Source organism: Xenorhabdus lircayensis (genome assembly GCF_016306625.1).
Taxonomy (GTDB): Bacteria; Pseudomonadota; Gammaproteobacteria; order Enterobacterales; family Enterobacteriaceae; genus Xenorhabdus; species Xenorhabdus lircayensis.
Map to the genome: position 1 here is coordinate 87972 of NZ_JACOII010000039.1, position 12468 is coordinate 100439.

Genomic DNA, 12468 nt, shown 5'->3' on the forward strand with positions numbered 1-12468 from the left:
ACAGAAAGTGTGAAATTGGAGTAGTGCTAGATTCGTTTTATTGGAGATTGTCATGAGAAAATACATCACACAAGACGAATGGAATCGTGTTTTTGCTGTATTAACTAATTCTGTAAATAAAGAACGGGATCAGTGTTTGCTGTACTTAACTTATATTCATGGCCTACGTGTGAGTGAGTTGACTTCATTAAAAGTCTCCGATATCGATTTCGCAGGAAAAACCATTTACATAAAGCGATTAAAAAATGGCTTTTCGACAACGCACCCTATCTCAGAAACGGAAAAAAATCTTATCTTAAAATGGTTGCAAGTCAGAAATAGCAATACGGTATACCGAGACTCTTCATGGCTATTTCCTTCGCGCAAGGGAGGTAAATTATCACGCCAGTGGGTTCATGTATTAATGGGAAGATATGGGGAGCAGGCTGGGTTATCCATCAAGTTGCACCCACATAAATTGCGACATTCTTGTGGATTTGAACTTGCTAATCAGGGGTTGGATACCCGGCTGATTCAGGATTATTTGGGGCATCGCAATATACGCCATACTATGCACTATACCGCCAGCAATCCAGAGCGGTTTCAGAAAGTGTGGCAACGTAATCAAAAGCTGAAAATTGATGGTGGAAAATATCTTATATCTTAGTAATTTATTGATTTTAAGTATATTTTATGATAGGGCTTGTGCCTTTTTCCACAATAGACTTATCAAATTTTATCTTCAAATCGTGCATATTGCCTGAATAGGGTAAATATCCTATCGATATATAGAAAAGCAGACCGGAAAGATCACAGTGATCTGTCCGGTTTTTACTATTCTCCAGTTCTCCAGCAAAATCATAACAACGTAATGGGGATAAGAATGATAATTCTTATCCAAAAAATAATTTATTTTCTGCTGTTAACTATTTTATTGACCATATTCTATATGGTGATGATTTTTATTTTTTACGTGAAATTTAATAATACACAAGAAATATTTATTTTTTATTTTGTCCTAATGTCAAGTTAACGAGTCTTTATTGCTAAAAAATACCTGATTGGAATTCATGACACGACAAAATGGTACTCATTTATTCTGCCAGGTTAATGTATAAACACTTGTTGTAATAATTATAAAATTTTAATGTGCAATTTTATTGCATAAGAAAACCTTATCCTGAGAGTTAATTTCATTACTTTGTTCCTTACAAATATCTATTTTTAATAAAAATGGGAATTAATATTAATCTATCTTAAAAAGAAACAATTGCAATTAATATAATTACTATTTGTTATCGAAATAGTCCGGTTTTTTCATAAGCCCACTTTTTTATTTCCTTATTAAGTTAAGTTACATAAATATTTCTTAACTAATTGTTTTGTAAATTACTATTTTTAATTTAAATGATGATATATTAAATACTTTGTTTTGATGGAAATATAATGCTGATATTATGGTATTTTTTATTGTGTATATATTATTAATTGGCATTAATCTGATTTATGTCGATATTTATAACTATATTGAGGGTGGTTTGGCTGAGAAGTGCTAAAATTTGGGTGGTGTTTAATATTTAGACTGAATTGGGCTGTTTGGTGTTTTTTGATGGGAATTTTCTTTTTGTCAGTGATCAGGCGCACTGATTTCTAAAAAGAATCTTACTCCGTAGTGTCACACTATGTCGTTAATTTTATAGAGACCTTTGACCTGATAGTACGCTTGAGGCTTACAGAACATAATGAAGAAAAGAACACTTTTCACAATATTACTAATTATTTTCCTGATCGCAATGGCAGTGCTTTTCCGTTCCCACAACCAAGAGCTGTTATTGCAAGGAGAAGTCGATGCGCCAGAAATCATCGTTGCTTCCAAAGCCACTGGTCGGGTCGTTAAACTCAATGTTGAGCGAGGAGATGATGTCAACGCTGGGCAACTGATGGTAAGCCTTGACAGTCCTGAACTGGTCGCCAAAGTCGCTGCGGCGCAAGCTGCTCGTGATCAGGCTAAGGCAAAACTTGAATTATCCCTGCATGGGACACGTGAGGAAAGTATTCGCAATTTAGAGGCTACCCTTGCACAGTCTCAGTCAGGGTACAAGAACGCACAACGTGAATTTGATCGTTTCAGCAATATGTCAACCAGAGGTTATATATCTACCAGTGAACTGGATAATGCGCGCAATGCACGGGATATTGCCTACCAAAAAATGCTGGGGGCTAAAGCAGAGTTGGATGCAGGGAAAAACGGAGATCGTATCGAATTACGACAACAGTATCAGGCGGCATTGAATGAAGTAGAAGAAAAGCTGCGTGAATTGAAAATCCAGAACGATGATCTACAGGTAAAAGCCCCCGTTGATGGTGAAGTCGGGCCACTGCCAGCAGAAGTTGGCCAACTTTTTAATGCCAATAGTCCATTGGTGACATTGGTGCGTATCCCACAGGCTTACTTTGTCTATAACCTGCGCGAAGATATTCTGGCGAAAGTTCGCAAGGGTGACAAAATTAAACTGCGTGTACCCGCACTGGACAACAAAGAGATTGAGGCTGAAATCCGCTATATCGCGCCAATGGGAGATTATGCGACAAAACGTGCAACCCGTGCTACGGGGGATTTTGACCTGAGAACGTTTGAGATCCGGTTATACCCATTGCAACCCGTTGATGGGTTACGTCCTGGCATGAGCGCATTGTGGCTTTGGAATAAGTAAGGTGGCGGCCTGATGAACAGAAAAGCCGCGTGGAGCAGTTTTGAACTGGAGTTTACACGAGAACTCAGGGCTGCACTTCACAGCCCGATTTTTCACTGGCTGAGTTGGTTGTTCCCTCTGTTGCTGTTTATCCTAATCAGTGCAAATTTTTCGGAAGGAACGCTGTTCAACTTACCTGTTTCGGTGGTAGACAATGATCAGAGTACTCTGTCCCGTACATTGAGTCGTAACTTAAATGCCGCACCCCATGCGGATATCAAATCTTATGACAATAACCTGACAGAATCTTTGGAGCGCCTGAGCAGTGCTCAGGATTATGCGTTGCTTTATTTCCCTGAGAATTTTGAAAAAGATGCCTTAAGTGGAAAGCAACCTGCGGTGAGCATGTATTACAATGCGTTGTTTTATGGTGCAGGGCGTTACTCAATTCAAGATTTCAGCGGATTGATGGCGGAAACGAATGCAAAATATCGTGCAATTATTGCTTCCGAAATAGGTCGGCAGCTTCCCCCTCTAGCTAAAGCCACCATGTCCTATGACAGCCTGTTTAACGCCAGCGGCAGTTATATTTATTACCAACAATTTGCGGCGATCATCCATCTATTACAGCTTTTCGTGGTGACATGCACCATTTACACAATGGCCAGAGGAAAGCAGCTCTTGAGCACAAAATCTTTCGTGGGGGCATTATTGGGAAAATTGGTGCCTTATACCCTGATTTTCACACTGTTACTGATGGTGGAAATCACGGCACTGGTTGTTTTTTCTGATGCAAAAGTGACGGGCAATCCGTTGTACATGCCGATTGTTGGTTTTTTCTATGTCATTGCTGCGCAAAGCATTGGTCTACTGCTGTTTACCTTCACCAGCAGCGCAATAACCGCCTACTCCTTGATTGGGATGTTAGTCAGTATCGCGATGACTTTTTCTGGCATGGTGGTGCCTGAGCTATCAATGGTCTTGCCGGCAAGGATTATTTCTAATCTTGAACCATTAACTCATGCTTTGAATGCCATGTTTGATATCTTCCTGCGGGAAGTATCACTACAGATTATCCTGCATGTTTGCCTGATATTGCTGATCTATCCTGCGGTCTGTGGCTTCTTGATCCGCAATCGCCTGTGGAAGCGACTTAACCAATCAGAAGGAGCCGCATGATGCTGGGTAATGGACAAGTAAATTGGAAATTGTACTGGCAGACATTTCGCAACGTATTTCTGGGCATGCTGGAAAAGCCCATGTGGTTATTATTGATCGTTTCGTTGTGTGTGATGAGTTTGGTCTACGTTCGTCCTTCCTTGTGGGACTTACCTGTTGCGGTGATCGATCAGGATAACAGCCATGCGAGCCGCGCGCTGATCCGCCATATCGATTCTACGGCGAAAGTTGAAACCCAAAGCTATAACAATCTCGGTGATGCCCGTCGTGACATGCTACAGCGAGAAATCTTTGCCATTATTATCGTACCTATGGGTTTTGAAAAACATTTGCTGAATGGGCAAAACGTGACAGTTCCCGTTTATGGGGATGCCACCAATCGCCTTGCCAATGGGCAAATCCAGCAAGATTTGGCGTTGGCCTATCAGCAACTCTTGTCAGAGTATAACGGCGTACTGCTTTTGAAAGCGGGTTTTAGCATAGAGCAGGTGAAAATCTTGCTGCAACCTATTCGAGGAGAAACCATCGGATTATTTAATCCGGGTGTCAGCTATGCCGCGATAGTGTTTCCTGGTTTGTTGGTCATGTTGTTGCAGCATTCCTTATTAATTGCCTGTATTCGCGCCAGTATTGCCATACGTGGCACGCCTAAAGGCAATCCGCCGCTCCCCGTCTATTTGGGGGCATTGTCTGCCTTGATCCCCATTTGGCTGTTCCTGTCGGTGATCTTTTTTGTCCTGTGGCCGTGGGTGTTGGGGTATCGACAAGATGCACCGATTTACCTCGTGCTGCTACTGACATTCCCATTCCTGTTGGCAGTATTGGGGCTGGGCAAATTGGTCACAGAGTGCCTGCGCAGCGTGGAAATGATCTACCTGACACTGGCCTTTATTACTACACCTATCTTCTATATTTCAGGCACGATTTGGCCGCTTCAGGCGATGCCAGATTGGGTAAGAGTGGTTTCATCGGCTTTGCCATCCACATGGGCGACAAAAGCGATCGCAGGGGTCAACCAAATGGGGTTGTCATTGCACAGTGTGTTTCAGGATATCGGCATGATGCTGCTTCTTGGCGTAATGTATATGATCTTGGGCATTTTTGTCGGTATGTTGCGTAATGGGGAATGGCGGGATACCGGCCAGCGCATTAAGCGGTTTTTACCTACAAGGGGAAAAACCGAGCAGGCTGATAGCTAATATTGATATTGAATCATTGTGGGAAAATAACTGTGGGGAAATATCTGTCACCCATGCAGGCTGTTTCCCCTATCTCCTGTGTTTCTTTCACTGTACCAGCGACAACTGTAGTGAGCCAAATAATGAAATATATTGATTTGGGGCAGTTTCCGTGCAAATGTCACAGGGGTATGCTGGTCATCATGTAGGGTTGTCATGTACGACTGCCATGGACAACGCCCTCATGTTCAAAAAAATGACTTTTTCCGGAGTTTGTTTTGTGGACGTTTTGTGATAAGGAATTTATTATCGATTCTTGATGTAGGATCGGGAAATACAGCAGGATTTTGGCAGAATAGCACGTCACTTTGCACGAAAAGGAGTCTGAGCTGTGTTAGATAAAATCCACTCCCATTTGGTAAATCAAGGGACTGCATTACTGCGTTTCCCATTGAAAACGACCCCTTTTGTCTTACAGTGTCAGGCGCTGGAACAGTTTCTTGGTTGGCAATTTCGAGAGGCATTGGCTGAAGGGGAACTGGAGTTTTTGGCTGCTCGCTGGGAGAATCCTGATACACTGTTTTTTCAGCGTCGTTTACAGATTGAAGGAAACACAGAATTGGGACTGCATGTGAAAAATCTGACGGATTCCATTGAACTGGAGTCTATGCCATCCATTCTTCGCTTTGGTTTATTGCGTCTGGCTGAATTTATCAAAGCGGGACAGAAAGAGGGCGCCGATCAGCACGATCGCGCGTTATCGCCATGTTAATCAGGGTCGAAATTCCGGTCGATGCTGCGGGGATTGATCGCTTGCTGCGTCAATCTTTTGAGACATCGGCAGAAGCTGAGTTAATTAATCAATTAAGAGAAGATGGTTTGTTGACACTGGGCATTGTTGCGACTGACGATGAAGGTCATGTAGTTGGCTATGCCGGTTTCATGCCAGTTGATATCAATGGTGAAGATCACCAGTGGGTTGGTCTGGCACCATTGGCGGTGGATGAACAATACCGTCATCATGGGCTTAGTGAAAAATTGGTTTATGAAGGGCTGGATAGCTTAAATGAGTTTGGATATGGAGCGGTTGTGGTATTAGGGGATCCCGCGTACTACCACCGTTTTGGTTTCAATCTTGCCAATGAATATCAATTGTATTGCCAGTGGCCTGATTGTGAAGATTATTTCCTGATCTACACACTGGCTGATATTTCACTGGGAGATTGTCATGGTCTGGTTACTTATCCCCCTCATTTTGAGAATTTATGGTCGCTGTCTGGGTGATTGCTTCTTGAGGGTTCGCTGATTGGGCGAAAAACTTCTCAGATAAACCGATGGTTATCAAATAAGTCGTTATACAGAGAGGCTGATTTATAATCAGCCTCTCTTTTTGTTGTTTACGGAGTCTTTTCACGCGATATTCTACCTTCAACGCCACTCCCCGATCTCTTACCAAACTTTGATAGACCAGCGTCAATGGCCCTTTTCCCTTTAGAAATTTTGCGCCTTTTCCAGATGCATGCTGCATAAATCGACGAGATATATCGGTGGTGATTCCGGTATACAAGGAGCCATTTTTTGTTCTGATCAGGTAGATATACCAATTAGATACTTTAATATTCATTATTTATTTTTAATGATTTTCATTGTTTGATTACCATGTGAAATTAATGTGTTGTTTGATTATGGGCTGAATTTTTGGTGTTTTATCAAGGTAACTTGATGAATTATTTTAAAATATATGCAATTTGGCAAGTAATGATAGTGTTTTTTATTCAAAATAATTGAAAAATTATAGCAAGAATTGCTAATTATCATTTTCTAAGCAGGCGTATAACATGATCCACATCACAAGGGGATAGACCCTATTTTAAGAGTAAACAGAGGATCGAAAGATGAAAGTTGTAAAAAATATCGTAGCTATTTTAGCATTAGGTGCTATTTCATTTGGTTCACTTGCCGCTACTGAAGTTAAAGATACTAAAGGTGATAAAATTGGTGTTGTCTCAGTTACTGGTGCAGCTACACTAGATAGCCTGACCGAAGAGTTATCCAAAAAAGCTGACAAAGCTGGTGCAGCCTATTTCCGTGTTATTTTTGCAAATGGTCAAAATAAACTCAATGGAGTTGCTGAAATCTATAAATAATTTATAGTGTTTCCATATAATCCTCTTGGTTTATCTAGTCAAATTCAGAGCACGTAACCGGACAAAGTTCAGTCGTGTTCTGTTAGTGGTAGATTAAAATAACGGCATGGAACTATATGGACTTAAATAAAAAAAATTTAATTATTTGCCAATATCTCACCAAACAACATGTATTCACGCTTTGCACTTCCTCAACCCAAGATTTATGGTGTGCGAGTTGCTTTTATGTCTTTGATGCCGATAGCATGGTATTTTGGTTTATGACTGAATCTGACACCCGTCACGGTCAGATGATGAAAAAAAATCCTGTCGTTGCAGGTACTGTGGCTGGTCAAACACGTAACATTGCTCAAATCAAGGGCATCCAATTTCGCGGTGAAGTGATTCTGTTGGCAGGTGAAGCCGAAACTGTTGCCAGAGCACGTTACTGCCGCCGTTTTCCGATCGCGCTAACAGCCAAATCTCCTATCTGGCAACTCAATCTGAATGAAATAAAAATGGTGGATAATACCCTCGGTTTTGGCAAAAAATTGCATTGGCAGCGTTAATGCCTCTTTATTCAGTACATTGTCATTCAGTACATTGTCATTCAGTGCATCGTCATCCAGTTATAGTAGTTCGTGGATATTATCATTATTCGTCATCGCAAATAGTGGATGACCTGATTATGGCTGCCCCGCCAAATTAACGTGGGGTTATACAACGCTTGTTCAAATTTCCCATCCACCAACACATGGATATAGCTGATAACTTCTTGCTGAATATCGTTTAATTCATTGAGGACATAGCCTGTCCATAGCCAGATATCCTTATCTGGGCACTCTTCTTTTACACGCTTAACCAGTTGCAGTATGGCGGGGACATTATGGGGATGCAGGGGATCGCCGCCGGATAATGATAAACCTTGTCGTTTAATGCGCTGATCTTTCAGATCAGCGATGATTTGATTTTCCATCACCAGCGTAAAAGGCTGACCTGAATCAACCCGCCACGTATTTTGGTTGTAGCAACCACGGCATTGATGCAAACAGCCTGACACGAACAGCGTACAGCGGGTTCCAGAGCCATTCACCACATCAACCGAATAATATTGATGATAATTCATGGCATTAACCCATTTGTCCATTGCCGAGATGTTTTACGCGGCGTTTCACTTCTTCTTGTTTGCCAGTGTTGAATGGGCGGGCATCGGGGCTGCCGAGATAGCCGCAGACACGGCGGATCACTGAAACATGGGCCGAGTCATGATTGCCACATTGAGGGCAGGTGAACCCTTTGCTGGTACAGGCAAATTCTCCTGTAAAACCACATTGGTAACATTCATCAATTGGCGTATTGGTGCCATAGTAAGGAACGCGTGAATAGCTGTAATCCCAAACATCTTCTAACGCTTTCAAATTATGTTGCAGGTTGGGATACTCGCCGTAACAGATAAAGCCGCCATTTGCCAATGGTGGATAGGGGGCTTCAAAATCCAGCTTATCGTAAGGATTAACCTTTTTCTCCACATCCAGATGGAAGCTGTTGGTGTAATAGCCCTTATCGGTGACACTTTGAATCACACCAAACTCGGCGGTATCCAGACGGCAGAAACGGTCGCATAAATTCTCGCTTGGCGTACTGTACAGACTGAACCCATAGCCCGTTTCCAGCTTCCATTGATCAACTGCCTGACGTAAACGTTTAATGATGGAGATAGCTTTCTGTTGGCGCTGTTCATCATCGAAGAGATGAATATGGTTACCATATAACGCATTTATCGTTTCATGGATGCCGATATAGCCCAACGAGATAGACGCGCGACCCTGTTTGAAAATCCTGGCAATATTGTCATCGGCTTTTAGGCGTACACCACAAGCACCTTCCATATAGAGGATCGGAGCAACGCGAGCCTTAGTATTTTCGAGGCGAGAAATTCGAGTCATCAGGGCTTTTTTCGCGAGCAACAAACGCTTATCCAAAAGTTGCCAGAAAGCGGTTTCATCACCTTTAGCTTCGAGCGCAACGCGGGGCAGGTTCAGGCTAATTACCCCCAAATTATTGCGTCCTTCGTGAATTTGCTGCCCGTTTTCTTCATAAACGCTGAGAAAACTGCGGCAGCCCATTGGTGTTTTAAACGATCCCGTCACTTTGACCACTTGATCATAATTGAGAATATCGGGATACATGCGTTTACTGGCACACTCTAGCGCCAATAATTTGATGTCATAGTGGGGATCGCCAAATCGGTGATTCAACCCATCACGAATGGCAAAAACCAATTTAGGGAAGACGGCGGTCTTGCGGTTTTTTCCCAAGCCAGCAATGCGGTTACGCAGAATAGAAATCTGAATCAGACGGGATTCTTTTGACGTTCCCAATCCGAACCCGAATGTGACAAACGGCGTTTGCCCGTTGGCGGTATGCAGCGTATTCACTTCGTATTCCAGAGACTGGAAAGCGTCATAACACTCTTTTTCTGTGCGAGCCTCTGCGTAGGCGGCTTGCTCCGTAATCTTCCATTCTTTCGCAATTGCCAGATGCTTGTCATAACTGGCTTTCACGAAAGGCGCGAGGACTTCATCAATGCGATTAATGGTCGTGCCCCCATAAATATGGCTGGCTACTTGCGCGATGATCTGAGCAGTAACCGCAGTGGCTGTGGAAATGGACTTGGGCGGCTCAATTTCTGCATTTCCCATTTTAAAGCCGTCGGTCAACATGCTCTGTAAATCGATCAGCATACAGTTGAACATGGGGAAAAACGGGGCGTAATCCAGATCATGATAGTGAATTTCTCCCTTTTCATGCGCCAGAATCACATCATGCGGCAGCATATGCTGTTTGGCATACTGTCTGGCGACGATCCCAGCCAATAAATCACGCTGGGTTGGGATCACTTTACTGTCTTTATTGGCGTTTTCATTGAGCAGCGAGAAATTATTTTGCTCGATCAGGCCGCGAATTTCCTGATCTAACCGATCATGCCATTTATGGGAATTCACAATAGGGCTCCTCGATATGTTATCCACAGGCGAAAATGACATGAATGCTCGTTTTTTGTTGGATGTGGATAATCTTGTGCATAAATACTACATATAGTGATTTATTATTATTTAAGCACAATATATAGATTATTTAAGCTAATATACAACCTACAAAGTTGATCTAAAACAAAGAAAGAGAGAGTTAACTGGGAGGGAAGAGAGAAAGCCAGGCAGAAAATAACAGCCCTGATACCGAGGTTATCAGGGCTGAGAAAACGGCAAATTAGCTGCGAACAGCGATCGCTTCGATTTCGATTTTCACATCTTTTGGCAGGCGGGCAACTTCAACACATGAACGGGCAGGAAATGGCGCATTATGTTCAGAGAAGAACGCTTCGTAAGCCGCGTTCACGGTTGTGAAGTCATTCAGGTCTTTGACAAATACCGTGGTTTTTACGATATCAGCTACTTTCAGGCCAGATTGCTCAATGATAGCCTTAACGTTTTCCAAAGATTGACGGGCTTGAGCTGTAACATCTTCAGGGATAGCACCGGTTTTTGGATCAACAGGGATCTGACCGGAAGTGATAACCATGCTGCCCAGATCAACACCCTGAACATAAGGGCCGATTGCCGCTGGTGCATTCTCGGTATGAATAGAACGTGACATTAGAAACTCCTGTTTAACGTCTAAATGGAAAAATTTTGCGAGATCGCCATTATAGTGATCCCTGGACTTGCATCAATTGATACAGGACATTCTTATATACCCTTCCTCTTTCAAGTTGAGTATAAATTGCCTGAATTGACTCTTAATCGTTATTGATGACGGCTTGGCGATCAAACTCTTTTTCACAGTATTTACAGTGTAGTACCACATCATCTTTGGTTGACATCACGCGGAAGCTACTTTCGACTGGCTCATTGTGGCTGATGCAATTGCTGTTTGGGCAGACAAGGATACTGTCGATTTGCTCTGGCAGATTGATTGGCAACTTTTTGACGACAACATAATTTTCAATGTTATTGATTGTGGCTTGTGGCGCATACATGGCGAGCTGGTTTGCTTGCTGCTCCGTCAGGAAGGTATTCTCAATCTTGATCAGATCTTTTTTACCCATATGATTGGAAGGCAGATTCAGGCCGATGGTAATGCGCTGGTCTGTTTCGGTCAGTTTGAACAGCGACAATAATTTAAAGCCGACATGAGCAGGAATGTGATCGATCACTGTGCCACATTTAATGGCTTCTACTTGTAGTTGATGGTCTTGAGTCATGTTGTGTCATGAATACCGTTTCGGTATTCCTCCTCCAGATATTAGGGGATTAAGGAAAACGGTCTATTTTGTCACAGACGATTTGGCATTTCATCTGATGAACTCTTTAATTTAAAAGACGATTTAAATCATTGATAGAACGAAAATAAAATTTGATGGTATGTGTTTCTGTTGCTAATCTGTAAAAATATTGTTGTTTAAATATTCGCTATTCTAATATTACAGTGTAAGGTCGAATATGTTGCTATCTATTTCTTCTGAAAATATAGACGTGGATAAAAATACTGTGGAAAAAATTGCAGTGGGGAGAGGCTTTGATTGGTCGGTAATTAGTGAAATCCCTATTTATGAATGTCATGAGCCTTTAGAGATCATTATTGATACAGATAAATTAAAGCAGCAATCGGTTTATTTTTTTGCGGGAATAAAAGGCTCCATTGAATATTGCTTGGTGAGAAAAAGCGTAGCTGAAAAACTCATAATGGCATCACAATTACTGCCTGCCCATTTAGGGATTTTGGTATTGGATGGCTGGCGTTCACGGGAAACTCAGCAGGCATTGCAAGATAAAACACTGGCCAAAATAGCGGCTCAATATACTGACTTATCGCCTGAAGAACAGCAGCGGCTGTTGCAGCAGTTTGTGGCTCCAGCATCAGTGGAAGAAAATCAAGTCACTCCTCATCTGACGGGCGGTTCCGTGGATGTAACACTTTTCGATATGGAATCCGGTCAAGTACTGTTTTTGGGTACAGAGTTTGATGAAGTCAGTGAGCTTTCTTATACTGCGGCGTTAGAAAAAGCGCCAGAAAAAAATATGCCAGCCACCTTATATCGTCGATTATTATATCAAGCCATGACTCAAGTTGGATTTAGTAGCTTACCGACTGAATGGTGGCATTATGATTACGGTAACTCCTTGTGGGCATTTTATAAAAATCAGTCTGCCATTTATGGTGCGATAGATGGAACACCACATCATTAAAATAAGTCAATAATTTAATGAATGCGTGCGTGAATATCCTATTTTTGATTTGATAAACTTCAGG

The 12468-nt window shown here is 42.2% G+C and carries 14 protein-coding genes; 9 read left to right on the forward strand and 5 right to left on the reverse strand.

What is annotated here, in order from left to right:
- Nucleotides 1-52: 52 nt before the first annotated feature.
- From H8A87_RS11540 to H8A87_RS11565, 6 genes are all read left to right on the forward strand, one after another.
- Nucleotides 53-646 (forward strand): tyrosine-type DNA invertase, encoded by a 594-nt coding sequence (locus H8A87_RS11540; RefSeq protein WP_198690109.1) that lies wholly within the window; start codon nt 53-55, stop codon nt 644-646.
- 1075 nt (nt 647-1721) lie between these two features.
- Entirely contained in the window at nt 1722-2693 is a 972-nt protein-coding gene (locus H8A87_RS11545) for an HlyD family secretion protein (protein ID WP_198690110.1), read from the forward strand.
- A gap of 12 nt (nt 2694-2705) precedes the next feature.
- The gene (locus tag H8A87_RS11550; protein ID WP_198690111.1) at nt 2706-3851 is read left to right on the forward strand and encodes an ABC transporter permease; all 1146 of its coding nucleotides are present in this window, start codon (nt 2706-2708) and stop codon (nt 3849-3851) included.
- Nucleotides 3848-5050, forward strand: a complete 1203-nt coding sequence (locus tag H8A87_RS11555) for an ABC transporter permease (RefSeq protein WP_232370191.1) — start codon at nt 3848-3850, stop codon at nt 5048-5050. The genes H8A87_RS11550 and H8A87_RS11555 overlap by 4 nt, the downstream gene beginning before the upstream one ends.
- A 370-nt stretch (nt 5051-5420) precedes the next feature.
- On the forward strand, nt 5421-5801 hold the full coding sequence (gene ubiT, locus H8A87_RS11560; protein WP_198690112.1) for a ubiquinone anaerobic biosynthesis accessory factor UbiT: 381 nt from the start codon (nt 5421-5423) through the stop codon (nt 5799-5801).
- A complete protein-coding gene (locus H8A87_RS11565; protein WP_198690113.1) occupies nt 5795-6313 on the forward strand; it encodes a GNAT family N-acetyltransferase in 519 nt (172 codons plus the stop codon). Before ubiT ends, H8A87_RS11565 begins: the two co-directional genes overlap by 7 nt.
- Here the strand turns inward: H8A87_RS11565 and H8A87_RS11570 are convergent.
- Complete coding sequence (locus H8A87_RS11570) at nt 6267-6653, reverse strand: GIY-YIG nuclease family protein (RefSeq protein ID WP_198690114.1); 387 nt, start codon at nt 6651-6653, stop codon at nt 6267-6269. The genes H8A87_RS11565 and H8A87_RS11570 overlap by 47 nt on opposite strands.
- A 271-nt stretch (nt 6654-6924) precedes the next feature.
- On the opposite strand from H8A87_RS11570, the gene bhsA reads away from it, so the two are divergent.
- Together bhsA and H8A87_RS11580 are read left to right on the forward strand one after the other, a co-directional pair.
- Nucleotides 6925-7176, forward strand: coding sequence for a multiple stress resistance protein BhsA (gene bhsA, locus H8A87_RS11575; protein WP_198690115.1), 252 nt, complete (start codon nt 6925-6927; stop codon nt 7174-7176).
- A 116-nt stretch (nt 7177-7292) separates the two neighbouring features.
- Nucleotides 7293-7724 (forward strand): YhbP family protein, encoded by a 432-nt coding sequence (locus H8A87_RS11580; RefSeq protein ID WP_198690116.1) that lies wholly within the window; start codon nt 7293-7295, stop codon nt 7722-7724.
- Between the two features lie 92 nt (nt 7725-7816).
- Here H8A87_RS11580 and nrdG read toward each other — a convergent pair whose 3' ends face one another.
- The 4 genes from nrdG to pyrI all read right to left on the reverse strand — a co-directional run bounded on the left by nrdG (nt 7817) and on the right by pyrI (nt 11419).
- Complete coding sequence (nrdG, locus tag H8A87_RS11585) at nt 7817-8281, reverse strand: anaerobic ribonucleoside-triphosphate reductase-activating protein (RefSeq protein ID WP_198690117.1); 465 nt, start codon at nt 8279-8281, stop codon at nt 7817-7819.
- A 4-nt stretch (nt 8282-8285) separates the two neighbouring features.
- A complete protein-coding gene (gene nrdD, locus H8A87_RS11590) occupies nt 8286-10202 on the reverse strand; it encodes an anaerobic ribonucleoside-triphosphate reductase (protein ID WP_198690118.1) in 1917 nt (638 codons plus the stop codon).
- 223 nt (nt 10203-10425) lie between these two features.
- Complete coding sequence (gene ridA, locus H8A87_RS11595) at nt 10426-10812, reverse strand: 2-iminobutanoate/2-iminopropanoate deaminase (RefSeq protein WP_198690119.1); 387 nt, start codon at nt 10810-10812, stop codon at nt 10426-10428.
- Between the two features lie 142 nt (nt 10813-10954).
- The gene (gene pyrI / locus H8A87_RS11600) at nt 10955-11419 is read right to left on the reverse strand and encodes an aspartate carbamoyltransferase regulatory subunit (protein WP_198690120.1); all 465 of its coding nucleotides are present in this window, start codon (nt 11417-11419) and stop codon (nt 10955-10957) included.
- 238 nt (nt 11420-11657) lie between these two features.
- Here pyrI and H8A87_RS11605 point away from each other — a divergent pair, with 238 nt between their 5' ends.
- Nucleotides 11658-12404 carry a M15 family metallopeptidase gene (locus H8A87_RS11605; protein WP_198690121.1) on the forward strand — a complete coding sequence of 249 codons (747 nt, stop codon included), beginning with the start codon at nt 11658-11660 and terminating at the stop codon, nt 12402-12404.
- Nucleotides 12405-12468 lie beyond the last annotated feature (64 nt).

Coding starts and splice junctions, on each gene's coding strand:
- H8A87_RS11540 (WP_198690109.1), top strand. CDS start 53: ATGAGAAAATACATCACACAAGACGAATGGAATCGTGTTTTTGCTGTA.
- H8A87_RS11545 (WP_198690110.1), top strand. CDS start 1,722: ATGAAGAAAAGAACACTTTTCACAATATTACTAATTATTTTCCTGATC.
- H8A87_RS11550 (WP_198690111.1), top strand. CDS start 2,706: ATGAACAGAAAAGCCGCGTGGAGCAGTTTTGAACTGGAGTTTACACGA.
- H8A87_RS11555 (WP_232370191.1), top strand. CDS start 3,848: ATGATGCTGGGTAATGGACAAGTAAATTGGAAATTGTACTGGCAGACA.
- H8A87_RS11565 (WP_198690113.1), top strand. CDS start 5,795: ATGTTAATCAGGGTCGAAATTCCGGTCGATGCTGCGGGGATTGATCGC.
- H8A87_RS11570 (WP_198690114.1), bottom strand. CDS start 6,653: ATGAATATTAAAGTATCTAATTGGTATATCTACCTGATCAGAACAAAA.
- bhsA (WP_198690115.1), top strand. CDS start 6,925: ATGAAAGTTGTAAAAAATATCGTAGCTATTTTAGCATTAGGTGCTATT.
- H8A87_RS11580 (WP_198690116.1), top strand. CDS start 7,293: ATGGACTTAAATAAAAAAAATTTAATTATTTGCCAATATCTCACCAAA.
- nrdG (WP_198690117.1), bottom strand. CDS start 8,281: ATGAATTATCATCAATATTATTCGGTTGATGTGGTGAATGGCTCTGGA.
- nrdD (WP_198690118.1), bottom strand. CDS start 10,202: ATGTCATTTTCGCCTGTGGATAACATATCGAGGAGCCCTATTGTGAAT.
- ridA (WP_198690119.1), bottom strand. CDS start 10,812: ATGTCACGTTCTATTCATACCGAGAATGCACCAGCGGCAATCGGCCCT.
- pyrI (WP_198690120.1), bottom strand. CDS start 11,419: ATGACTCAAGACCATCAACTACAAGTAGAAGCCATTAAATGTGGCACA.
- H8A87_RS11605 (WP_198690121.1), top strand. CDS start 11,658: ATGTTGCTATCTATTTCTTCTGAAAATATAGACGTGGATAAAAATACT.